The organism is Methylocystis sp. (genome assembly GCF_051061225.1).
GTDB lineage: Bacteria > Pseudomonadota > Alphaproteobacteria > Rhizobiales > Beijerinckiaceae > Methylocystis.
Genome location: NZ_JBPFEB010000006.1, coordinates 1 through 22,749, shown reverse-complemented (window position 1 = coordinate 22,749; position 22,749 = coordinate 1). Strand labels below are relative to the sequence as shown.

Genomic DNA, 22,749 nt, shown 5'->3' with positions numbered 1-22,749 from the left:
GCGCCTGTCCGCGCGGCGCGCGTCTTGCAGGCCCGGCGCAAGCGCCACGTTCCGGGCCATCCATTCCGAAGGACTTCCATGACGCTCATCCTTCTCTGTGTCGCGGCGCTTCTCGCGCTCGGTCCGCTGGCGCTCGTCTGGCGCGATCGGCCGGACGTCTCGCGGCGCGTCTATGCCGCCGCGGGCGTTTTGTGCGGCGCGATCTTCCTTCTCGACATTCTGCCGCGCGGCGCCGACGCGCTCACGACGACGCTGCCCTTCGGCCTGCCCTGGCTCGGCGTGCATCTGCGGCTCGATCCGCTGAGCGGCTTCTTTCTCGCCGTGGTCAATCTCGGCGGCGCGGCGGCGAGCGCCTATGCGATCGGTTATGGCGCGCATGAGAAGGATCCGATGCGCATCCTTCCCTTCTTCCCCGCCTTCATCGCGGGGATGAACGGCGTCATTCTCGCCGACGACGCCTTCACCTTTCTCGTCGCCTGGGAGTTCATGTCGCTGTCCTCCTTTGCGCTGGTGATCTCGCATCATCACGACGCGGAGAACCGCGCCGCCGCCTACATCTATCTGCTGATGGCGAGCTTCGGGACGCTGTGCCTGCTGATGGCCTTCGGCGTGCTCGGCGGCGTCTCCGGCGCCTATGGCTTCGACGCCATGCGGCTCGCCGCCAGGACGCCCTGGACGACCGGCGCCGTGCTCGCGCTCGTCACGCTCGGCGCGGGCTCCAAGGCCGGGCTCGTGCCGCTGCATATCTGGCTTCCGCTCGCCCATCCGGCGGCGCCGAGCCATGTGTCGGCGCTGATGAGCGGCGTGATGACCAAGGTCGCCATCTATGGCTTCATCCGCATCGTCTTCGATCTGCTCGGCGCGCCGGCCTTCTGGTGGGCGCTGCATCCGCTCGTCTTCGGCGCCGTCAGCGCGCTCGTCGGCGTGCTCTTCGCGACGGCGCAGAGCGATCTCAAGAAGCTGCTCGCCTACAGCACCATCGAGAACATCGGCGTCATCTTCATCGCGCTCGGCCTCGCCCTCGCCTTCAAGGCCAATGGGCAGGCGCTGCCGGCGGCGCTCGCCTTCACGGCGGCGCTGTTTCACGTGTTCAACCATTCGCTGTTCAAGAGCACGCTGTTCTTCGGCGCGGGCGCGGTGCTCGGCGCGACCGGCGAGCGCAACATCGAGCGCCTCGGCGGGCTGATCCACCGCATGCCGCGCACGGCCTTCCTGTTCCTCGCCGCCTGCGTCGCCGCCGCCGCTTTGCCGCCGCTCAACGGCTTCGTGTCGGAATGGCTGATCTTCCAGGCCATCCTGCTCAGCCCGGCGCTGCCGCAATGGACGCTGAAGCTCGCGACGCCCGCCGTGGGCGTGGCGCTGGCGCTCAGCGCGGCGCTCGGCGCGGCGGCCTATGTGCGCGCCTTCGGCGTCGCCTTTCTCGGACGGCCGCGCGGCGCGGCGGCGGAGCAGGCGCGCGAGACGGACCAATGGTCGCTCGGCGCCATGGCGGCGCTCGTCGCGCTCTGCGTGCTGGCGGGCGTGCTGCCGAGCGTGATGATCGACACCATCTCGCCCGCCGCGGCGGATTTCGTCGGCGGCCGCATGCCGACGCAGGCGAACGTCGCCTGGCTCTCCATTGCCCCGGTCGCCGAGAGCCGCAGCTCCTACAACGGGCTGCTGGTCTTCCTGTTCATCGCCATCTCGTCCTTCGGCACGCGCCATCTCATTCGCTCGCTCTGGCCGCGTCCGGTGCGCCGCGCGCCGGCGTGGGACTGCGGCTTCGTCGAGCCGAGCCCGATGACGCAATATACGGCGAGCAGCTTCGCGCAGCCCTTCCGTCGCACGCTCGGCCATATCGCCTTCTCGGTGCGCGAACATCTCGACATGCCGCCGCCGGGCTCGACGCGGCCCGCCTATTTCGCCGTGGAGACCGGCGAGCGCTTCGTCGCCTACATCTACGAGCCGCTGACCAAAGCCGTGTGGTTTTGCGCGCGGCGGCTCAATGTGGTGAATTACATGAGCATCCAGGAATATCTGGCGCTCGTCTTCGCCGCGCTCGTCTTCATGCTCATCATCGTGGCGCTATGACCTTTCTCATCGACTTCCTCGCGCAGGCCGCGCAAATGGCTCTGGTGCTGGCGCTGGCGCCCGTGCTCGTGGGCTTCACCCGCAAGGTCAAGGCGCGCCTGCTGCGGCGGCGCGGCGCGCCGATCCTGCAACCCTGGTACGACATCGTCCGTCTGCTGAAGAAAGAGACGGTGCTCGCCGAAAACGCCTCCTGGCTCTATCGCGCGGCGCCGTACCTCATCTTCGCGACGACATGGGTGGCGGCGTCGCTCGTGCCCACCTTCGCCACGGGGCTGATGTTCAACTGGGCGGCCGATCTTCTCGCGCTCGCCGCGCTGCTCGGCGCCGGCCGCTTCTTTCTGGCGCTCGCGGGCATGGACGTCGGCACGAGCTTTGGCGGCATCGGCGCGAGCCGCGAGATGATGTTCGGCTCGCTCGCCGAGCCCGCGACGATCATGATCGTCTTCGCCGTCTCGCTCATCGCCGGCTCGACGCAGCTCTCCGAGGTCGCGGCCTTCATGTCGGCGGATTTCGCGCTGCGCGTCTCGGTGCTCTTCGCGCTGATCGCGCTGCTCATCGTCGCGATCGCCGAGAACGGCCGCATCCCGGTCGACAATCCCGCGACGCATCTGGAGCTGACCATGGTGCATGAGGCGATGATCCTCGAATATTCGGGGCGCCATCTCGCCGTGATCGAGATGGCGGCGGCGCTAAAGCTTCTGCTCTATGTGTCGCTGATCGGCTGCGTCTTCTTCCCGTTCGGCCTCGCGGCGCATGACGGCGGCCTCGCCGCTTTCGGCGCCGGCGCGCTCGCCTATGTGGGCAAGCTGGCGACGGCCGGCTTCCTGCTGGCGCTGTTCGAGACCCAGACCGCCAAGATGCGCGTCTTCCGCGTTCCGGATTTTCTGGGCGCCGGGCTGATGCTCGGCCTCCTCGGCGCGCTGCTCGTCTTCGTCTCCAGGAGCCTTTGAGATGGCGTCCGTCTCGCTCGATATCGCCCAGCTCCTCGCCGGTTCGCTGGTGCTGGTGAGCTTCATGCTGCTCTATCAGGACCGGCTGTCGGGTCTTCTCAACATCTATGCGCTGCACGCCTTCGTGCTGAGCCTCTCGGTCGCCTGGCAGGCCTATGTGCAGCAGGCCGCGCATCTCTACGTCACGGCGGCGATCGCGCTGATCTTCAAGGCGCTGATCATTCCCTTCAGCCTCGACAAGATCATCCGGCGGCTGCACATCCACCGCACCGTGGAGGTCGTCGGCGGCATGGGGCCGACGATGTTCTTCGGCATGTTCCTCATGGCGCTATCGCTCGTGGTCATGCTGCCGGCGACGACGGCGGCCGATCCCTTCGCGCGCGAGGACCTCGCGTTTGCCCTGGCGATCGTGCTGCTCGGCCTGCTGATGATGGTGACGCGGCGCAATGCGGTCAGCCAGATCATCGGCTTCATGTCGCTTGAAAACGGGCTGATCCTCGCCGCCGCCGGCGCGCATGGCATGCCGCTCGTCGTCGAGATCAGCGTGGCGCTGTCCGTGCTCATCGCCTTCATCGTGATCGGCGTCTTCCTGTTCCGCATCCGCGAGCGTTTCGACACCGTGGACCTTTTCGAACTCGACCGCGTGCGTGGAGAACGCCAGAAATGATTTCCGAACTCTTCATGCTCGCCAATGCGCTGATCGCCATTCCGGCGGCGGCGGCGGCCCTCCTCGCCTTCGAGAAGGATTTCACCCGCGCTGCGCAGATCAATCTGGCCGCCTCGGGCGCCACGCTGATCTTCGCCTTTCTGCTTCTGTTCAAGGGGCCGGAGACGGGAAGCTTCCTCTTCGTCGACGATCTCAACATCGTCTTCGTGGTGCTCTCGGCCTTCGTCGGCTTCACCACCAGCGTCTTCAGCGCGAGCTATATCGGCCACGAGATCGAGACGGGGCGTCTGTCGCAGGGGAATCTGCGCTTCTATCACGCCATGTATCAGGCGCTGATGTGCGCCATGAATCTCGCGCTGCTCGCCAGCAACATCGGGCTCATGTGGGTGTCGGTGGAGGTCGCGACGCTCACCACGGTGATGATGGTCGGCCTCTATCGCACGCGCGACTCGCTGGAGGCGGCGTGGAAATATTTCATTCTCGGCAGCGTCGGCATCGCGCTGGCGCTGTTTGGCACGATCCTCGTCTATCTCTCGGCGGAGCCGGTGCTCGGCGAGGGCTATGACGCCATGGTGTGGTCGTCGCTGATGGCGCATGCGTCGCAGTTCAGCCCGCGCCTGCTCAATGTCTCCTTCGTCTTTCTGATGCTCGGCTATGGCACCAAGGTGGGCCTCGCGCCCATGCACGCCTGGCTGCCCGACGCGCACGCCGAGGGTCCGACGCCGATTTCGGCGGTGCTCTCGGGCCTTCTGCTCAATGTCGCGCTTTACGCCGTGCTGCGCTTCAAGATGCTGCTCGCCGCCAATGCGGCGGCGATCACGCCGGGGCCGATGCTGATCGCGCTCGGCCTCGCCTCCGTTCTGTTCGCGGCCTTCATGCTCTACCGGCGCGACGACATCAAACGGCTCTTCGCCTATTCCTCCATCGAGCACATGGGCGTCATCGCCTTCGCCTTCGGCATCGGCGGGCCGCTCGCCAATTTCGCGGGCCTGCTGCACATGGCGATGCACAGCCTCACCAAGTCGGCGATCTTCTTCGCCGTCGGCCATATCGCGCAGGCCAAGGGCACGCAGAAGATCGCCGACATTCGCGGCCTGACGCAAAGCCATCCGCTGCTCGGCTGGGGCCTCGTCGTCGGCGTGATGGCGATTTGCGGCATGCCGCCGCTCGGCGTGTTCATGAGCGAGTTTCTCGTGGTCAGCTCGGCCTTCGCGCGCGCGCCCTGGCTCGCGGCGCCGCTGGTGCTGGGCCTGCTCGTCGCCTTTGGCGCGCTGCTGATGCGGCTCATCGGCATGGCCTTTGGCGAACCGTCGCGAAGCGTCGGCCCGGTCAACGCCTCGTCAGCGCCGCTCATCGCGCATCTGGCCCTGGTGCTGATCGCCGGTCTCTATCTTCCCGCCTATCTCGTAAGCTGGTTCGAGAATGTCGCCAAACTGCTGGGCTGAGGCGCTGTCGCCCCCTCCTCAACCCTCCCCCGCTTCGCGGGAGAGGGAGCAGAGCCGGGCCGTCATCGAGAACGCGGATCGCGAGCGTCCCCTCTCCCGCCAAAGCCCGTCGAAAGACGGGCGTCCTCACGGACGCCCTATGGCGGGGGAGGGACAGGGAGGGGGCCTTGCCGCCGCCCGGACAAAGGAAACATTCATGAATGTGAATCTGAAGCAAAGTCCGGAGCACCTCACGCCCGCGCCCGAGGCCCCCTGCCGGCCCTGGTCGCGTCGAACCGTCGACGCCGCCGCATGGAGCGACGCCATCCGCGAGATCGCCAGCGGCGAGGCGGATCTCTTCAGCCTGTGGAGCGACGGCGCACAGGTCCATCTCGCTTTTGCCGCGCCGGGCGAGAAGACGCTGCGTCTCATCTCGCTCGACTGCCCGGACGGCCGCTTCCCCTCGGTGGCGCGGCTGCATCCGCCGGCGCTGCGGCTCGAACGCACGATCTGCGATCTTCATGGGCTCCAGGCGGAGGGCCTGCCGGACGGGCGGCGCTGGCTCGATCATGGCCGCTGGGGCGTGCGTCATCCGCTGGGCGCCGCCGAGCCGCTCGAAACGGCGAGCGACGCTTACAAATTCCTGACCGCCGAGGGCGCGCCGCTGCATCAGATTCCGGTCGGCCCGGTGCACGCCGGCATCATCGAGCCGGGCCATTTCCGCTTTTCGGCCAATGGCGAGATCGTCGTGCGGCTGGAGGAGCGGTTCGGTTATGTGCACAAGGGCGTCGACCGGCTGATGATGGGCGCCGCGATCGACCGGGCCGCCGCCCTCGCCGCGCGCGTTTCGGGCGACAGCACCGTCGCCTATGGGCTCGCCTTCGCGCGCGCCGTGGAGGCGGCGCTCGGCGTCGTGGTTCCCGTCCGCGCCGTCTGGCTGCGCGCGCTGATGGCGGAGCTGGAGCGGCTGGCCAATCATTTCGGCGACATCGGCGCCATCTGCAACGACGCCGCCTTCTCGCTGATGCTGGCGCAATGCGCCATCATCCGCGAACGGCTGCTGCGCGCCTGCGCGAGCTGCTTCGGCCATCGGCTGATGATGGACCGGATCGTTCCCGGCGGCGTGAGCGCGGATCTGTCCCGCGAAGGCGACGCCGCGCTGCGGGCGCTGATGGACTGGATCGCGCAGGCGACGCCGCGTCTGATCAGCCTTTATGGCGACACCACCTCCTTGCAGGACCGCACCGTCTCGACCGGCGTGGTGAGCGCGGAGCTCGCGCGCCAATACGCCTGCGGCGGCTTCATCGGCCGCGCCTCGGGCCGCGCCTTCGACGCGCGCCGCGCGATCGGCTATGCGCCCTATGACGAATTGTCCTTCGAGCTCGGCGCCTCCACGGACGGCGACGTGGACGCCCGCGTCTGGGTGCGCTTCGACGAAATTCGCGCCTCCGTCATCCTCATCGAGCAGATTCTCGACCGCCTGCCGCATGGCGCCCTTCGCGCCGATCTGCCGGCGGCCGGCGAGACGCGCGAAGGCGCGGCGCTCGTAGAAGGGTTCCGCGGCGATATTTTCGTCTGGCTGCGCATCGGCGCCGATAGCGCGATCGCGCGGGCGCATCTGCGCGATCCGTCCTGGTTCCAGTGGCCGCTGCTGGAAGCCGCGATCAAGGGCAATATCGTCGCCGACTTCCCGCTGTGCAACAAATCCTTCAACTGCTCCTATTCGGGGCACGATCTCTAGGCGCGATCCACGACAAGGCCGCGAACATGCAGAAATTCATCCTTCAGGGCCTGTTGCGCGGCGCGCTCACCGAGCCGCCGCCGCTGCCTGACGACGCCATGCTCGCCGAACTCGGCCGCGCGCTGGAAAGCCGCGCGCGCGAAAAGCTCGGCCGCAGTCTCGCCATTCGCGCCGTCGACGCCGGCTCCTGCAACGGCTGCGAGCTGGAGATTCACGCGCTCGGCAACGCCTATTACGATCTGGAGCGTTTCGGCCTGCGCTTCGTCGCCTCGCCGCGCCACGCTGACGTGCTGATGGTGACCGGGCCGGTGACGAAGAACATGCGCGAGGCGCTGGAGCGCACCTACAACGCCACGCCCGATCCCAAATGGGTCGTGGCAGTCGGCGCCTGCGCCTGCGATGGCGGCGTGTTCGCGGGGAGCTACGCCTGCATGGGTCCGGCCTCGTCCGTCGTTCCGGTCGATCTGCACATCCCCGGCTGCCCGCCCGAACCGGCGGCGCTGCTCAAGGGGCTGATCGCGCTCGTCGAGACGGCGGGCTGATCGCGCCGCCCGCCGGCCTCAGCCGCTCGCGTCCCCGTCTTCGTCGCGCGCCTGCCTGAGCGCGCGGAGTTCCTTGTCCTGTTTGAGCAGCATGAAGCCCATCTTCTGGAGCGTGCGCATCGAGAACAGGGAGAGCTCCGCCAGAATGCCGTAAGCGATCAGGGCTGGGAGCATGGCCATCAGATAGTTGAACTCCCGGCCGCTGAAATGCGACAGCCGAAAGCTCTCCGCGAAGAGCAGCGCGGTGATCACGCAGAAGGCCCGGATGTAATTGCGGTCGTTGAGCAGGCCGGAGAGGACGACAGGGACCAGAAACAGCGGCCGCATGGAGAGGTTTTCGCTCGTCTCGGCGTCGGCGAGCAGCACCAGGAGGTCCAGCGCGATGAGCGTGAAGAAGATTTTCAGCTTGTTCGTGGGATCGGGAAATAGCCAGATCATGGGGCCGCGAAGGAGCCTCAGCAGGATTTCCCGCTTGGTCCTCTGCGCTCCGCCGCTCGGTCTCTTCTCGTCATTCCCCTGCATTCCGGTCCCGGACAGTCGCCAATGCTCACGATAGAGCATTGGCCAAAAGCGTGGCTTGTATTATAACGTGATGGATTATGAAGTTACAAATGGTTTCGCCATGGCGGATATGCCCGATTCCCCAAGCCAGCCAAAGCTTTTCGCACTGCTGAGCGCATTGGCGGAGCTGACGCGGCTGGCCTTCCGATTCTCGCTGGATCAGCGCGGAATGGACGGCGTGCGGCTGGACGACAAGGACGTCATCCCCAGAATCATGACCAGCGACGCCCGCAGCCGGTTTCAGATCACCATCCGCAAGGTCTTCTGCGACAAGGAGAATGTCCATTATGCGCTGGTGTCGTCGGAGGGGCCGCTGGCGGAGGAGACCGGTCCGCTGATCGGACGCAGGCTGCAATGGCTCGTCGGGCTCGTCGAGCGATACAACGACATTCTCGAAGACAGGATGTATGACGACGAGATTTTCGAGGATTACTCGATCCTCGACGGCGTCGATCTGGAGAACGACGCGCTTCTCGACGTTCTTTCGATCAAGATTTCAGAACGCCTCCGGGAGGCGCGCACGCTGACTGGATGACGGGCGCGCGCGGCGCGGCGCCGTTGATCGTGTTACATCGGGCAGTAGACGTAACTCCTGCCGCCATGAACGCCCGTGAAGCAATCGCGCGCGTCGCGATGCAGCCGAAACCGCACCGGCGTGCCGAGAATGCGGATTTGCAGATAGGCGTAACAGGCGTCCTCGATCAGCACATGCAGCGGATCGTCGGCGTTGTCGAGATTCTCGATCCAGACGGCGTCGCCCTTGATGGAATCGAGACGAGTGAGGAATTCCGAGATGAATTCCTCTTCGGTGATGAGGTTGAACATGGCGCCTGCCTTAAGCTTTTGGCAACCATAGTCCAGCTTCGCGCGCGTTTCTATCGGGCGCCCGCCAAATTTCTCGTTACATGCGCAGTTTTTTTGGGCTGTGGCGCTGGCGCATCAGTTTCGTTCCGTTACGCCAGTTACGTGGCCCTCCGGCGCGCCGCCGCGCCGGTTCCGGCCCGCCCGGATCAGCAGGCGCCGGTCCAGTGGCGGATGCCGCGCGTCATTTCGACGGGCGTGAGCGCGCGAAAGCAGTCGCCGCCGTGATGCGTGGTCGTCTCGTGCTGCGGCAGGCTGATGGTTTCAGGCTCTTCCGGGACGCGGGCGTAGAAGTCCCTGGCGTGCGCCGTCCGCTGTTTCGAGCCGGCGAAGGAGGCGGAGGGAAGGATCGAGGCGAGCAACAGGGCGAGGCAAAGGCTTTTGCGAATCATGGGCGCTCTCCGAATGTCAGCACTTGTTGGTCCAGTGACGAATGCCCCGGCTGATCTCGGTCGCGCTCAGGCTGACGTAACAGCTCGTGGCGGGCGCGGCCTCGGCCGACGGATGGGGCGCGGCCGCCCACTCCTCCGGGGCATGGGCGTAGAAATCCGACACATGCAGCCGCGCCCGGGTGGGGCCGGCCTGCGCCGTCGCGAGCGACGACAGGAGCGAGACGCCAATCAGTGCAAAAACAAACAGCTTCGGCTTGTTCATGACGACGGTCCTTGGTCGGGGCGCCCAGGGGGCGGGCGCTCTTTGCTCTTTGACCAGGCAATCGCTGCCTAGCAAATAATCAAAGTGAGTGATTTTTAAGCTATCAGCCAGGCGCTTCATAGAGCCACTGACGAGAATAATCGACGACCAAATGGACCGTCGGCCGCCGTGGCTCTGGCGCCACAGCCCGCGCCGCGCGCATTCCGCAGGCGCGACGCGGCCAACCGGCGGCCGACGGGCGCAAAGGCCATGGCGCCAGTCGCGCCAGAGGGCGCCGCCTATTTGATCGAGAAGGGCAGAATCACATCCATGGAGAGCAGCGTTTGCGACCGTCGCGGCTGGTTCGGCGCGGGGCCGAAGAAGGGGTCGACGCCGTTCATCGCCGTGTCGACGCGAATTTCCGGCCGCAGGATCAGCTCGGAGAGAGAGGGAAAATCCGGAAGTTTCGGCGTGAGGGTCGCGCCGATCGTCATTTCGAAATAGGTGGTTCCCGGCCCCAGCGGACGCGAGATCGCATTGGGCGCCGGGAAGCCGTGCACGAAATTGGCGTTGTCGAAATATCCCGGAAAGGCGGCGGCGAAGAAATTATTGTTGTCGCGCCAATATTCGACGCGCGCATTGAGCTTCGTGAGCGCATTGAGCGCATAGGAGGCGTAGAGCGCGGCGCCATAGGCGCTGGCGCCCTTCGCCCGCTGCCCGACGAGCGCCGGATCGAAACCGAGCGCGGCCCCGAGCGCGTTCACCGCGGCGGCGGGCAGGCCGGTGACCGAGGCCGGATTCCAGCCGTCCTCGCGATAGTAGCTGAGATCGGCGCTGAAGGTGAGGTCCTCGGCCGCTTTCCATTGCAGCACGACGTTATTGTAATAGCGCCAGGTCGAACTCGGCGCGCAGACACAGGCCGCTGGAATCCCGCCGATCACGCCGGTGGGATAGCCGACGCGAAGCGGGTCCTTCGACGAGGGATTTTCCGGCCCCGAATGGGTGATGGCGGTGATGGTGAAGGCGCCGTCGAGCAAGCTCGTCGCAAAGCCGCCGTGCAGCGAGGGCGAATGATTGTTGTCGCCGGGCCAGCCAAAGGTCGTGTCGACGCCGGTCGTCACGCCGACATAGAGATTGAGCCAGTCGTTGATCTGCGTCTGGGTTATCGCGCCGGTGTGGAAGAACGGGCCGAAATTATAGCTGTAGGAATGGGTGTAGAAGAGATTGTCCTTGGCGCTGAACGTCTCCGCGCCATTGTAGGTGAAGAACTGGCCGATCTTCACGTCCATGCCGCCCGGCGTGAGGATCGGCAGATGCACCAGCGCATTGGCCTCCAGCACGCCGAGCTGGGTGCGGCTCTTGATCAGATATTCCGTCTCGCCGAGAAAGGAGGAGTAGCGCAGGTCCGTGCCGATCGCGCCCTGAAACTTGAAGCCGTAATTGACGCTGTTGCGGTCGGGATCGAGCGGACGCTGGATCGTCAGCAGCCCCTGGTTGAATTGCGGCGTATTGGCCCTGTCGGTGTAATAATGGCCGAAGTTCAGCCCGTTCCAGGGCATGTCGGGGTTGATCGACACGCCGCCTTCGAGAACGCCGTCGATCGACATGGTCTCAAGCCATGCCCGCGCCAGATCGGCGGACGCCGTTTCGGCGCGAACCGGGGTCGCCAGCAGCGCCGCCAGCAGCAGCGCCATGCCACGCCACGGCCCCGAAAACCCCACTCTCCCGCGCGTGACCATCGACGCCCAACTGGCAAGACATTCCCTGCGGGATGGCTACAGGCGCGCGCGCCGCCCAGCAACACGCGCGGCCTCGCCCACGCGCGGCGCGGGAAAGCCCGAACGCGCGCAATCACAACGCCTTATCGCGCGGACGCCGAAGGCGTGGGCGCCTGATCCGAAGGCAGAAAGCCTAAAACTGTGGCGCCGCCGATACACCACGCCAGACCACTGGCTGGGCCGACAGGGCCGCCCGATTGGACCACGGCCGCATGGACGCGCGGGGATATGCCTCAGCGGGGGCGGTGGGCGTACAGCACCTTGCCGATGATGCGCGGGCCGGGGTCGGCGCGGTCGGCGTGATGGTGGCGAATGACTGGCTCGCGCCAGTAATCGAGCGTGCTTTCGGACCACAGTTCGAGCGCGTCGCCCTGGCGCAGCACGCGTTTGCCGATCAGCTCGGTGATCTCGCCGCGTTGCCGCTCAATGACGACGATATCGCCGGTCGCCACGCGCAGCCCCGCGCCGTCGACGTCGACGCAGCGCAGCAGCTCGCCTTCCCGGGCCAGCTTGTCGACCGACGAGCCTTCGACGCGCAGGTCGAACTGGGCTTCGGCCGGAAAGCGCGGGTCGGGCGCGTCCGGGTTGATCCTGTCGCCGTTCAATCCGCGTGGCATGGTTTCCCCCTCATCGCCGGCCGCGAGCATCCACCGGCCGGCGCCGCGCGCATAGAGCCGGCGGGCGGCGGGGGAGTGGGGCCACGCGACGGGGCGGTTGACTTTTGTGGCCATTCGCCGGCGCATGGCGCCCGCGTCCACACCAGCTTGGGAGAGTCTCTTGCCGCCCCAGAGCGATCCTTCGTTCGCCCCGCCCGCCGTCCGCGACATCGGACCCTTGAAGGCGCTCTCCATCGGGATCGGCGGCATTGTCGGCGGCGGCTTCTTCGCGACCTTCGGTCTCGCGGTGGTCGGGGCGCGCGGCTCGACCTTTCTGTCCTTCCTGCTCGGCGGCCTCGTCGCGCTGCTGACGGCCTATTCCTATGTCGGTCTCACCCGGCGCTATCCCGACCCCGCCGGAACGGCCGGCTTCGTGCGGCGCGCCTTCGGGCTGAGCCTGCTGCCGGCAAGCGTCAATGTGCTGCTCGTCTACAGTTACATCTGCGTCATGGCGGTCTATGCGCATGCGCTGGGCGCCTATGCGGCCTCTTATTTCCCGGCGCCCGAGCGGCCCTTCCTCACGCAGGTGCTGGCGTCGGCGGCGATCCTCCTGCTCGGCTTGATCAATTACGCCGGCGCGGCGCTGATGGCGAAATTCGAGGGCGTCTTCAATCTCGGCAAGCTTGCCGCGCTGGTCCTGTTCATCGGCGCCGGCCTGCTGCTCGGCTCGCCCGACTGGTCGCGACTCGGCATGGACAATTGGGAGTCCGCGCCGCGCATCGTGTCGAGCGGCATGATGGCCTTTCTGGCCTATGAGGGGTTCGAGCTGATCTCCAACGCCTCCCCGCATGTGCGCGATCCGGCGCGGACCCTGCCGATCGCCTATTACGGCAGCGTCGGCGCGGCCATCGTCCTCTATGTGCTCGCCATCGTCGTCGCCATCGGCCACATGCCCTTCGCGGAGATGGCGGAGGCCCGCAACTTCGCCCTGTCGGCGACGGCCGAGCGCTTTCTCGGCCCCTTCGGCTTCGCGCTGATGACCGTCGCGGCCGTGCTCGCCTCGGCCTCCGCGATCAACGCCGATTTCTTCGGGGCGTCGCAGCTTCCCGCCGTGCTCGCCGAACATGGCGAGGCCCCGCTGGGATTTGCGCGCTTCGTCGCCGGGCGGCCGCTGGTCAGCATGGTCTTCGTCGGCGCGGTGGCGCTGTTCGCCATCAACATGATCGACCTCGCCGCCCTGTCGGCGGCGACGAGCGGCGGCTTTCTCCTCGTCTTCGCGGCGGTCAATGTCGCCAATATGCGGCTCTCGCACGAGACCGGCGGGCGGAAATGGGTCTCCCTGCTCGGCGCCGCCGTCTGCGTCGTCGCGCTGGGGGTGACGCTCTATGATTTCGCGATCGTCCCCGCCATGCGCCTCTCGGCCGCCGCCGTGGTCGCCATCCTGCTGCTCGCCGTCGCCTCCGAACAGGCGTTCCGGTTGCTGCTGCCGAAACAGGCGGCGGGCCGGGGCGGCGGGGCGGCCACGGCGGCCGTCGCCGTGGCGGCGGTCGCGCTCGCGGCGCTGTGGCCGGCGCAGCCCGGCCAGCAGGCCCAGCCGCCGCAGCCGCCCGCGCCGGCGCCGCAGACTCAGGAGGCGGCGGCGCCTGCGCCTCGGGATCAGAGCCTGCCCGCGCCTGTGTCGGCGGCGGAGCCAGCACCCTCGCCCGCGCCGGCGGCTGTGACGCAGCCCGCCGCGCCCGAACCAGTCAAGCCCCGCCGCAAGCGCCACAGAAGCGCCCGCTGACGAGGGGCGGGCGCGCGCCATTTAGCTGGTGATGGACGCGTCGCACATCGTCACCTCCGTCGCCACACTGGCGGCGGCCTATGCGCTGGCGCTGCCGATCGGCTGGAACCGCGAGCGCGCCGAGCGCAGCGCCGGGCTGCGCACCTTCCCGCTCGTCGCCCTCGCCGCCTGCGGCTTCATTCTGGCGGCGGAGGCCGGGGCGGCGACATCGCCGGATGCGCTGGCGCGCATCATCCAGGGCGTGGCCCTCGGCGTCGGCTTCATCGGCGGCGGGGCCATTCTGAAGACGGGGGAAACGGTGCACGGCGCCGCCACCGCCGCGAGCCTGTGGGCCACGGCGGCGATCGGCTCGGCCGCCGCGCTCGGCGCCTGGGAGGTGGCGGTCGCCGTCGCCTTGATGACCTTTCTCACGTTGAAGGCGCTGCCGCCGCTGGAGCCGGAGGAGTCGAAGAGCGACACGTGAGGGGGGCTCGCGATGTCAGTGGAACACAAATGCTGCTGGTGAGCTTATCCCTCCCCCTCGCGGGGAGGGTGGTCCCGAAGGGACCGGGTGGGGATCAGCCCGTCAGAGGGGTGACGATCCGCCCTCGGGCGCGCGATCCAGCTCCACCACCGAAACCGACCCTGCCGGGAACCGCCAGGCGCCCGAGGTCAGCGCCCATTCGCGCGGGCGGAACACGTCCGGCTGGTCCTCATTAACGTAGCGTCTCGGATTGTCCGGCGCGATCTCAAACACGCGACCTCCGGTCGTTCCCGGAAAGCGCGCCTCCACCGCCCGGTCGTAAAGGAGGTTCGCGACATGCAGGAACAGCCGGTCGCCCGTGCGGCTGGCCGCGATGTCGAGCCCCGCCGGCGCGGCGGTCACCGCCACGGCCCGCGCGCCAGTGTGCCTGCCAAACAGCCGCGCAATCGAGCCGGCCGGCGTCAGATAGCTCCTGCCGCGCGGCGTGGGCGTCATGATCGCCGTGGTGGTCCAGCGATTGCCCTGCAAATCCGCCGTGGCGGCCATGCGGATGCGCGCGCCGTGGCGCTGATAGATGTTCATCGAGCGCGCGTGATAGGGCGCCGAGAGCCACTCGTTGAGGATCGGGTTGACATTGTGCGGGCGCAGGCTGAGGTGCCCCTCGGTGATCGCGACGGGTTTTCGAGTCGCCTCCTCGATCTCCGTGACACGGCGCTCCACGGCGTCGGAGAGCGCGAGCAACTCGTCCCACGCCCGCGCCGGGTCCTGCTCATAGCGCAGGCCGTGAAGCACGCTGTCGGGCCGCGCCGGATGCTGGCCCATCATGTGAATGGCGATGAAATCGATGAGATCGCCCGCCTGCTCCTCCATGTCGCGCGCCCACAGGGCGCCGTCGCGCCCCCGGTCTCCCCAGGCGATCAGCCGGATCGAGGGCCGCGCCTGGCGCATCGCGACGGCGAAGGCGCGGGTGTGCGCAATCGCCTCCGCCTTCGTGAAGCAGGAGGCGCCGTAGGAGGTCTCGTTGCCGATCTGCCAGAGATCGAGTCCCGCATATCGAACCCAGGCGGCGGCCTCGCTGGCGTCGCCGGCGCGCGCGCCGTAGCGCGTCTCGCCGTCGGAGAGAAAATTCACGCAGAAGAACGGCTCGGCGCCGACGCGGCGGCAGAGATCGACGACTTCATCCGTGCCGACGCGGTTGGTCTCCCAGCCGCCCCACACATGATTGCGCATTGCCGGGCGTTGCGCGCGCGGGCCGATCCCTTCGCGCCATTTGTAATAGCGGCTGAACAGGCCGCCGAAGCGGATCGCGCCGGGCGCGAGGTCGCGCAGCGCCTCGACGAAATCCTCGCGCCAATCGTCCGCGTCATCGTCCCAGGCGGCCGCGACGGAACCGTCGGTGACGCCGAGCGGCTCCATGAATTGCATGTAAAGCCAGGGCGAAATCTCGAAGAGCGGCGTCGGATCAATGACGACGGCGTCGCCTTGCGCGGCCGTCGCCGGCGCCGTCATGGCGCGTCGGTCGTCTTGTCCGCGCAAGTCTCGTTCGCGCAAGTCTCGTTCCCGCAAGTCTCGCGCGCGGCCGCGAGCATTTCGCATGCGGGCGCGTCGGGCTCCAGCGCCGACTGCGCGTCGCAGATATATCTCTGCGCCTGGCCGAGCGCCTTTTGCGCCATGCCGAGCAAAGCGAGTTCCGGCGATCCGACGGCGAGCCCGATCCGAATCCGTGTTTGCCCGATCGCCTCATTCGCATAGCCGCGCAACTGGTCGGCCGAGAGCGATTGCGCCACGGCGCCGACCGCGCTCGCGATCACGCCTTTGGCCGGGTCTCCGGACGGCGCCGGCTGCGCGGCATGGCCCGGCGCAAGGTCGATCGCCTCGGACCGGGCGGCGGACTCTTCAGACAGGGCGGACATTTGATCTGGCTCCCGTGCGTCCTTTCCAGGCCCATGGCTGAAACAGAATCGGGGCGCTGCCTGTTCCTAGGTGTAAGTACCAATGGCGCGCGCAGGCGGCTTCTCCGGCGCCGGCCAGACGGAGCGGCCCCTCAATGGCCGCCCTTGGAAAAATGCTGATAGTCGACCGTATGCGTCCATCTTCCGCCCCACGACCATCCGCGTCGGGCGAAGGCGCGGGTGACGACGTCGCCTTCGAGAATGATCCCCGTCGTCTGGCTGTGGCGCTCATGCGGCTCGTCATAGGCCCGGCCGGCCTCGGGCGCCGTCACCGCGCCTTCGCGATAGGGGTTCTGCACGGGGTTGATGTCGATCGCGAGGCCGAGCGCATGTTTCGAGAGGCCGCCGTGATCGGTGGTGCGGCAATTGAAGCCGCTGGTGTTGTTGGCGGCGATGGAGGCGTCGTCGCTTCCGCCGAAGTCGTCGATGAGGCGCATCTGATAGATGCGGAAGCGTCCGCTGTCGTAAATCTCGTCGAAGATCGCGGCCACCTGCGGCGCGACGCCGCGCGCGACGATCAATTCGCCGCTTCGCGTCGCGCCATCGAAATCCCGGTAGGGAATCTGCATCAGCGCGAGATCCTCGCGCCTGGCGCAGGGCAGGTCGGGGCGCCAGGACCGTCCCTGCATGCGCTGCCAGACATCGTCGGGGATTGCGCCAAAGCGCGCGCGCGGCGTCTGCGCCGTGGCGGGCGAGAGCGCCGTCAACAGGGCGGCGAGACCCGCCGCTTGCAAGGTGAGGCGGCGGCGGCGTCGCGTCATCGGCATGGTGCTGTCCCCGGCGTTTGCGCGCCGCGTGACGTTTGCGCTGGCGCGCAAGACGTTTCGCGCGTGGCCGTGTCGAAAGCATGTCGGGACGCCCCCGTCAGCCGAAGCGCATCGACACCAGAAGGCCGCCGGCAAGAGCGAAGGCGAGCGCGCCGAGGGCGAGGCTGCGCCATGCGATGACCACGCCGCCCTGCGGCGGGGGCTGCTCCTGCTTGCGCGCGGGACCCGGCGGCGCCGCCATGGCCCGCTGCCGCGCCGTCGCGGGAGCGCCGCCGGCTTCCGCGTCCGCGCCGAGCGGCGCCGCGGCGGGGTCGGGGAAGGCGATCTTGTCCTCCGCGGCGGCATGATCGATGTCGCTGCGGATTTGTTCGACCGTCGGAGGCCCCGCCTCGCTTGTCTTCGCCTGCGCCATCGCCGGACTCCATCACGCGCGCCGTAAGCAGGCTGAATGCGGTGAACGGCGTATGGTTCACGCATGCGTTTTGCGCGTCTTTGCGCCTGTGTAACGCGCGCCTTTGCGCCTGTCTGCAAGGCCTTGCCGCGTCTGGCGGGCGCTTGGAACAAAGCGCGACCCGTCGCGTTGCACGGCTGGCTAAGGGGCTTGTCACACAAGGACCCGGAGATTTGGCTATGCCCAACTCACGCAGAATGCTGGCCGCGGCGCTTGGCGCGGCGCTGGCAGCCGCTCCGTTTGCACTTTCCTCGCCCGCGTCCGCCCTGGAACGCGGCGCGGGCGGCGCTGGCCGTCAGGGAGCCGTCGCCGGATCACGCATGGATACGACTGTCGGCCGTTCCGGCGCGCGCAATGAGATCAACGCCGGCCGTTCAACGATGCGCAACGAGGCCAAGGTCAACCGTTTCGACAATGACCGGATGACGCGTCGCGACATCGCCTCGGACCGCGGGATGCGGGAAGGGATGAATCGTCGCAACTACGCCTTCAACCGCTCGACGCGCGACGGCATGATGCGTCGCGATTTCGCGCATAATCGCTGGGGCTATAGCGGCTTCCGCCGCAACGTCGCCTATGACCGCTGGGCCTATCGCGGCTTCCGGCGCCATTGGGGCTACAACCGCTGGGGCTATGCGCGTCCGTGGGGCTACAGGCATTTGGCCTTTGCGCGCCCGTGGGGCTACGGCCGCTGGGGCTACAGCCGTTGGGGCTATGCGCGTCCGTGGGGCTATAACCGCTGGGGCTACAGCCGCTGGGGCTACGCCTCCCGTCCGTATGGCGCATGGGGCTATGGCGGCGGTCTCGCCGCGGCGACCTATCCCTATGGCGGCTATGGCTACTACGGCTCGGCCTATCCGGCCGCGACGGCAGGCTACGGCTATTACGGCTCCGCCTACCCGGCTACGGCGGGCTGCGGCGTTTATGGCTCGGCCTATCCGGCCACCTACGGCTTCGGCGGCGGCTATGGCGGCGGCTATCCGGCCACCTACGGCTATGGCGGCGGCTGCAACTGCTGGTGAGGTCTCTCCCGGCTGAGGCCAGATGCGAGACGCCGCCGCGCTGACCGCGCGGTCGCGGGATGCTCCCCTCGCTCGGACGGCGCCACCCCTCATGCCGGATTCGGCATGAGGGGTTTTTCGTCGATCCGGCGCGCGCGCGCCTTGCCCAATCCGGCCGGCGCCGGCGCCGCCGCGCAGGCGAGCGGGCGCCGCCACATGGTCCAGGTGGGCGTCCCGGCGGCGTCGACGCTGTCGACGATGTGGAAGCCGAGGCGCAGATAGAGCGACACGGTGCGCGGGTCCTGCGTTTCGAGATAGGTCGGCCAGCCGCGCGCGTCCGCCTCGTCCAGCATGCGCCGCGCCAGGACGAAGCCGATCCGCGCGCTCGCCCGGGCGGCGAGGAAGTAACCGTGGCAATGGGGCGCCTTCGGACGCAGGCTGTCGAGCGTCGCCTGCAGGCGGGAGAGCCTGAACAGGCCGAGCGGCGCGCGCGCGGCGATCTGGAGCCAGCTTCGCAGGCCCGCAAGCTCGCGCGCCAGCGTCATCGGATAGTGGCCGGGCGGATACCACAGCAGAACGCCGGCGAGCTCGTCGCTGAAGGCCGCCTCGACGCGGCCGTGCCGCGCGGCGTCCTCGACGATCGCGCGGAACAGGGCGCGCAAGGCGAAGGCTCTCGCGCCGCTGTCCGGAAAGGCGTGTTCGAACAGCGCATGCTGGCCGAAGCTCTCGGCGAGAAAGAGCGCCGCCGCGTCCGTCGCCGGGTCCGCCGCGGCAAGCCGCCGAAGTTGAAAATTATGAATATGCGCCTCCACCCTCAGCGCCGCCCCCCTGGCTGGTTAGCTGGGGCGCGCGCGGGCGGAGGACAAGCGGGCGCTTGCCTCGCAGCCCGTTGAAAAAGGATGGCAAGCTTGGGCAGAGCATGGTAACCTTGTCGACGTTTGAAAAGCCAAGCATCAGATTTTTGACAAAAGCGGCGCGTAGAAGACCGTTCTCGCCCCTTCGACCCCATTGACATGACCACCGACGACGAAAAACGCTCCCCGCTTGCCGCGTCCCACCAGATCCAGCGTCTGCGGGCGGAGCAATTTTCCAATATTCTGCGGCATACGCAGGGCGTCATGCTGGCCAACATCTGCAACGCCAGCGTCTTCATCGCCGCCTCCTGGGACCGGCCCTACCGCGCGCGCGCCCTCGTCTGGGGCGCGCTCGTCATCGGCATGGCGGCCTTCGTCTATCTGCGCCGCCGGACGCCGCGGCCGCCCCGGGCGGCGGGGGGACCCTCGCGGCGGGGGGTGATTCGCGCGGGCCTCTATGCGGCGGCGCTGGGAAGCTGCTGGGGGGCGCTGCCGCTGCTGTTTCTCGAGGACGCCACCGTCGGCGGCAAGCTGCTGATCGCCTGCCTGTGCTCGGGGATGCTGGGCGGCGGCGCCATTGTCATGGCGAGCCTTCCGTCGGCCGCCATCGCCTTTTCCGGCCCGATCGTGCTTGGCTCGCTGCTCGCCCTGCTGCGCGCGGGCGACAGGGACTATTACCTCACCATCATCGTCCTGCTCGTTTACAGCGCGGTGCTGCTCCGGGCGGTCTGGAACTATGCGGACGCGCTCGAGCAGCGCATCCGCACGCAGGTGGAGGCGGAGGCCAAGGCGAGCGCGCGGCTCGACCGGCTCCACGCCTCCGGATTGCAGGCGCTGGGCGGCATGGCGAGCGGCCTGGCGCATGAAATCGTGCAGCCGCTCGCCGCCGCCTCCAATTACGTCGAAGCGTCGAGACGGCTCCTGCGCAACGGCGCGGCGGACGCGGCGCCCGCCGTCGAGCGCAATCTCCAGGCGGCGGCGCAGCAGATCGTCCACGCCGGCGAGATCATCGCGCGGCTGCGTGAGTTTCTTCTGGAAGGAAAGCCCGCGCTCGCGCCGGTCAGCCTGCGCGGGCTGATCGAGGAGACCTGCTCGGTCAATCGTCCGGCGCTGGAGAAGGCGGAGGCTGACCTGCAACTGCGTCTCGACGCCGCGCAGGACACGGTGCAGGCGGACCGCGTGCAGATCATGCAGGTGCTCTCCAATCTTCTGCGCAACGCCGTGGACGCGATGGCCGAGGCCGGCGAGCGCCACGTCACCATCGCCTGCCACAACGAGGACCATACGGTGCGCGTCGACGTCGCCGACTCGGGGACGGGCGTGGCGGAGGGCGTGCGCGACCGCCTGTTCGAGCCCTTCATGACCACCAAGCCGCGCGGCATGGGCGTGGGCCTCGCCATGTGCCGCACGATCATCGAGGCGCATGGCGGCCGCATCTGGATGGAGCCCAACGCCGCCGGCGGATCGACCTTCAGTTTCGTCCTGCCCTGCGAACCGCGCCAGGGGTGACGCGCCTTGCCGGATCGTAAACGGGGGGCGGCGGCGCCCTGCGCCAGATCGGGACCGCCGGAACAGGCGCGAAACGTAACGCGACCGAATCGGGCCTGCCGAATCGCGGATGGCCAACCGTAAAAAGCCCGTTAAACTGCCGTTGCAAAGCAGCGGCGGAAGCGCCGCGCGCGGTATTTTTAACGGCGGGGTCCGCACGGTGTCAGACGGCGATCACAGCCGCCCGGCCATGGAGGGCGGCGGCTTCTACAACCGCAACTCCACGATGCAGGAGGCGGGCGTCGCGCGCGCCTTGCCGCTGTGGCGGGCGCTGGTCGAAAAGGCGCCTCTCGACGGCGCGCGCTGCGTCATCGTCGATTACGCCTCCTCGCAGGGACAAAACTCGCTGCGGCCGATCGGCCTCGCGCTCGATCATGTGCTGGTGCGCCGGTCCGGGCCGGTCGAGGTGGTCCACACCGATCTGCCGACGAATGATTTCTCCGCCCTGTTCGAGACGCTGCTGGCAAGCGACGCCAGCTATCTGAAGAAAAGCGACCGCGTCTTTCCGAGGGCGATCGGGCGCTCCTATTTCGACCCCATCCTGCCGCCCGCGAGCGTCGATCTCGGCTGGAATTCGTGGTCGATGCACTGGCTGAGTCGCACGCCCGCGCCGATCCGCGATCATCTCTACATCGACGCCAGCGGCGATGACGCGGCGCGCCGCGCCTTCTCCCGTCTGGCCCAACAGGACTGGCGCGATTTTCTGCGCAGCCGGTCGAGCGAGCTGAAAAGCGGCGCCGGAATGCTGACCCTGTTCGTCGCGGCTCGCGAGGGCGCGCCGGGGCGGCTGCGATTCTGGGACGTGCTGTGGCGCGTCCTCGCCGATATGAAGAGGGAGGGGCTTCTCTCGCGCGGCGAGATGGAGACGTTCGCGTTGCCGGTCACGGCGCGGCCGCTGGAGGAGATCACCGCGCCCTTCGACGCGGCGGGCCGCTTTTCGGGGCTGGTGATGGAGCATGTCGAACTGATCGAGGGCGCCGATCCCTTCTGGGACGCCTATCAGCGCGACGGGGACGCCGCCGCGCTCGGCGCCGGCTGGGCCAATATGGCGCGCGCCGTGACCGCGCCGATTCTCGCCCGCGTGCTCTCCGAAAGCGGCAATGCGCGCTGCTCGATCGACGACGTCTTCCGCCGTTTCGCGGCGCAACTGGCCGCCGATCCCTTCCGCGTCACCGATTGTCTCGTCGTGGCGGCGCTGAAAAAGGCGTGACGCGCGGGCGGCCGGCGGGGCGGAGTGTCGCGGTCCGGGCGGGCGGCTGTGACCTGGGTGGTTTTCGCGTTACACTGCGCGCGTTGATCGCGGCCCGCGCGGGCCGCAGACTGTGGAAGGTTTCTCAATGTTTGCACATCGGCTGTTACGTTATTGTGGCGCGGCGCTGGTTCTCGGCTTCGCCCCGGCCGCCTCCGCCCAAAGCGCGAAGGTCGGCACGCTGGTCTGTCACATTTCCGGCGGCGTCGGGATGATTCTGATGGAAAATCAGGCGCTGGATTGCGTCTTCACCGGCAGGAACGGCGTCACGTCGCATTACATTGGCCGTCTGACCAATGTCGGCGTCAACATCGGGATCAGCGGTTCGGGTCAGATGGTGTGGGGCGTGCTGGCGGCGACGAACGGCGTCGGCCCCGGCGCGCTCGCCGGCGATTACGCGGGCGCGCAGGGCTCGGTCGCGGTGGGCGCGGGCGTCGGCGGCGCGGTGCTCATCGGCGGCTCCGGCAAGACGATCTCCCTGCAGCCGATCTCCGTGTCGGCGGGAACGGGCCTCAATCTCTCCGCCGGCATCGGCAACATCAGCCTGCAATACATGCCGGTGACGCCGCCGCCGCCCGCCGCCGACGCGCCGGCTCCGACGCCGAGCAAGGCTCGCGCGCGTCACTGACGCAAACGCAAGGGCGGCCCGCCCCTGTTGGGGAGAGCCGCCCTGTGTCGGGCGGGCCGCATGCGCCGCGGCGGGGCCCGACTGCGTGACTCGAACGCCCCCCGCTTACTGCAGCGGGGTGACGATGGAGGCGCTGGCGTTGTTGTTCATCGACATGTTGTCGGAGTTGGACTTGCTGATCGTGCCGCCGGCGCTGTCGACGACCGAGCCGATGGTGAAGGCCTGCTTGT

Annotated in this window: 24 protein-coding genes; 13 read left to right on the top strand and 11 right to left on the bottom strand. The window is 68.0% G+C overall.

Features of this window, described 5'->3' with window-relative positions:
* The first annotated feature begins 78 nt into the window (after nt 1–78).
* The 6 genes from hyfB (at nt 79) to ACR652_RS02070 (ending at nt 7,394) form a co-directional block, all read left to right on the top strand.
* The gene (hyfB, locus tag ACR652_RS02095) at nt 79–2,070 is read left to right on the top strand and encodes a hydrogenase 4 subunit B (protein ID WP_434504868.1); all 1,992 of its coding nucleotides are present in this window, start codon (nt 79–81) and stop codon (nt 2,068–2,070) included.
* On the top strand, nt 2,067–3,020 hold the full coding sequence (locus ACR652_RS02090; protein ID WP_434504867.1) for a respiratory chain complex I subunit 1 family protein: 954 nt from the start codon (nt 2,067–2,069) through the stop codon (nt 3,018–3,020). The genes hyfB and ACR652_RS02090 overlap by 4 nt, the downstream gene beginning before the upstream one ends.
* Nucleotide 3,021: 1 nt before the next feature.
* Nucleotides 3,022–3,687 carry a hydrogenase-4 component E gene (locus ACR652_RS02085; RefSeq protein ID WP_434504866.1) on the top strand — a complete coding sequence of 222 codons (666 nt, stop codon included), beginning with the start codon at nt 3,022–3,024 and terminating at the stop codon, nt 3,685–3,687.
* Nucleotides 3,684–5,132 (top strand): hydrogenase 4 subunit F, encoded by a 1,449-nt coding sequence (locus tag ACR652_RS02080; protein ID WP_434504865.1) that lies wholly within the window; start codon nt 3,684–3,686, stop codon nt 5,130–5,132. Before ACR652_RS02085 ends, ACR652_RS02080 begins: the two co-directional genes overlap by 4 nt.
* Nucleotides 5,133–5,328: 196 nt before the next feature.
* Nucleotides 5,329–6,852 carry an NADH-quinone oxidoreductase subunit C gene (locus tag ACR652_RS02075; protein WP_434504864.1) on the top strand — a complete coding sequence of 508 codons (1,524 nt, stop codon included), beginning with the start codon at nt 5,329–5,331 and terminating at the stop codon, nt 6,850–6,852.
* Between the two features lie 26 nt (nt 6,853–6,878).
* Entirely contained in the window at nt 6,879–7,394 is a 516-nt protein-coding gene (locus tag ACR652_RS02070) for an NADH-quinone oxidoreductase subunit B family protein (RefSeq protein WP_434504863.1), read from the top strand.
* 18 nt (nt 7,395–7,412) lie between these two features.
* On the opposite strand, the gene ACR652_RS02065 is transcribed toward ACR652_RS02070, so the two are convergent.
* A complete protein-coding gene (locus tag ACR652_RS02065) occupies nt 7,413–7,832 on the bottom strand; it encodes a hypothetical protein (RefSeq protein ID WP_434504862.1) in 420 nt (139 codons plus the stop codon).
* A gap of 139 nt (nt 7,833–7,971) precedes the next feature.
* Between ACR652_RS02065 and ACR652_RS02060 the strand changes: the two genes are divergently transcribed.
* The gene (locus ACR652_RS02060) at nt 7,972–8,490 is read left to right on the top strand and encodes a hypothetical protein (RefSeq protein WP_434504861.1); all 519 of its coding nucleotides are present in this window, start codon (nt 7,972–7,974) and stop codon (nt 8,488–8,490) included.
* 32 nt (nt 8,491–8,522) lie between these two features.
* Here ACR652_RS02060 and ACR652_RS02055 read toward each other — a convergent pair whose 3' ends face one another.
* The 5 genes from ACR652_RS02055 to ACR652_RS02035 all read right to left on the bottom strand — a co-directional run bounded on the left by ACR652_RS02055 (nt 8,523) and on the right by ACR652_RS02035 (nt 11,958).
* Entirely contained in the window at nt 8,523–8,780 is a 258-nt protein-coding gene (locus ACR652_RS02055; protein ID WP_434504860.1) for a hypothetical protein, read from the bottom strand.
* 185 nt (nt 8,781–8,965) lie between these two features.
* Complete coding sequence (locus tag ACR652_RS02050; protein ID WP_434504859.1) at nt 8,966–9,208, bottom strand: hypothetical protein; 243 nt, start codon at nt 9,206–9,208, stop codon at nt 8,966–8,968.
* A gap of 16 nt (nt 9,209–9,224) precedes the next feature.
* On the bottom strand, nt 9,225–9,470 hold the full coding sequence (locus tag ACR652_RS02045; RefSeq protein WP_434504858.1) for a hypothetical protein: 246 nt from the start codon (nt 9,468–9,470) through the stop codon (nt 9,225–9,227).
* A gap of 278 nt (nt 9,471–9,748) precedes the next feature.
* Entirely contained in the window at nt 9,749–11,143 is a 1,395-nt protein-coding gene (locus ACR652_RS02040; protein WP_434504857.1) for an outer membrane beta-barrel protein, read from the bottom strand.
* Nucleotides 11,144–11,460: 317 nt separating this feature from the next.
* Nucleotides 11,461–11,958, bottom strand: a complete 498-nt coding sequence (locus ACR652_RS02035; protein ID WP_434504856.1) for a hypothetical protein — start codon at nt 11,956–11,958, stop codon at nt 11,461–11,463.
* A gap of 46 nt (nt 11,959–12,004) precedes the next feature.
* Here ACR652_RS02035 and ACR652_RS02030 point away from each other — a divergent pair, with 46 nt between their 5' ends.
* Nucleotides 12,005–13,606: an APC family permease gene (locus ACR652_RS02030; RefSeq protein ID WP_434504855.1), complete on the top strand. Its 1,602-nt coding sequence runs from the start codon at nt 12,005–12,007 to the stop codon at nt 13,604–13,606.
* Nucleotides 13,607–13,637: 31 nt separating this feature from the next.
* Nucleotides 13,638–14,069: an MgtC/SapB family protein gene (locus ACR652_RS02025; protein ID WP_434504854.1), complete on the top strand. Its 432-nt coding sequence runs from the start codon at nt 13,638–13,640 to the stop codon at nt 14,067–14,069.
* A 102-nt stretch (nt 14,070–14,171) separates the two neighbouring features.
* Here ACR652_RS02025 and ACR652_RS02020 read toward each other — a convergent pair whose 3' ends face one another.
* The 4 genes from ACR652_RS02020 to ACR652_RS02005 form a co-directional block, all read right to left on the bottom strand.
* Complete coding sequence (locus tag ACR652_RS02020; protein ID WP_434504853.1) at nt 14,172–15,578, bottom strand: hypothetical protein; 1,407 nt, start codon at nt 15,576–15,578, stop codon at nt 14,172–14,174.
* Nucleotides 15,575–15,982, bottom strand: a complete 408-nt coding sequence (locus tag ACR652_RS02015) for a hypothetical protein (protein ID WP_434504852.1) — start codon at nt 15,980–15,982, stop codon at nt 15,575–15,577. Before ACR652_RS02015 ends, ACR652_RS02020 begins: the two co-directional genes overlap by 4 nt.
* Nucleotides 15,983–16,113: 131 nt before the next feature.
* Entirely contained in the window at nt 16,114–16,788 is a 675-nt protein-coding gene (locus ACR652_RS02010; RefSeq protein ID WP_434504851.1) for a M15 family metallopeptidase, read from the bottom strand.
* A gap of 97 nt (nt 16,789–16,885) precedes the next feature.
* Entirely contained in the window at nt 16,886–17,200 is a 315-nt protein-coding gene (locus ACR652_RS02005; RefSeq protein ID WP_434504850.1) for a hypothetical protein, read from the bottom strand.
* A gap of 218 nt (nt 17,201–17,418) precedes the next feature.
* Here ACR652_RS02005 and ACR652_RS02000 point away from each other — a divergent pair, with 218 nt between their 5' ends.
* The gene (locus tag ACR652_RS02000) at nt 17,419–18,261 is read left to right on the top strand and encodes a hypothetical protein (protein WP_434504849.1); all 843 of its coding nucleotides are present in this window, start codon (nt 17,419–17,421) and stop codon (nt 18,259–18,261) included.
* Between the two features lie 89 nt (nt 18,262–18,350).
* Here the strand turns inward: ACR652_RS02000 and ACR652_RS01995 are convergent, their stop codons facing one another.
* A complete protein-coding gene (locus ACR652_RS01995; protein WP_434504848.1) occupies nt 18,351–19,052 on the bottom strand; it encodes a hypothetical protein in 702 nt (233 codons plus the stop codon).
* A gap of 201 nt (nt 19,053–19,253) precedes the next feature.
* On the opposite strand from ACR652_RS01995, the gene ACR652_RS01990 reads away from it, so the two are divergent.
* The 3 genes from ACR652_RS01990 to ACR652_RS01980 all read left to right on the top strand — a co-directional run bounded on the left by ACR652_RS01990 (nt 19,254) and on the right by ACR652_RS01980 (nt 22,519).
* Nucleotides 19,254–20,603, top strand: coding sequence for a sensor histidine kinase (locus tag ACR652_RS01990; RefSeq protein WP_434504847.1), 1,350 nt, complete (start codon nt 19,254–19,256; stop codon nt 20,601–20,603).
* Between the two features lie 199 nt (nt 20,604–20,802).
* A complete protein-coding gene (locus ACR652_RS01985) occupies nt 20,803–21,852 on the top strand; it encodes an SAM-dependent methyltransferase (protein WP_434504846.1) in 1,050 nt (349 codons plus the stop codon).
* A 127-nt stretch (nt 21,853–21,979) separates the two neighbouring features.
* On the top strand, nt 21,980–22,519 hold the full coding sequence (locus tag ACR652_RS01980) for a DUF992 domain-containing protein (protein WP_434504845.1): 540 nt from the start codon (nt 21,980–21,982) through the stop codon (nt 22,517–22,519).
* Nucleotides 22,520–22,749: the final 230 nt, after the last annotated feature.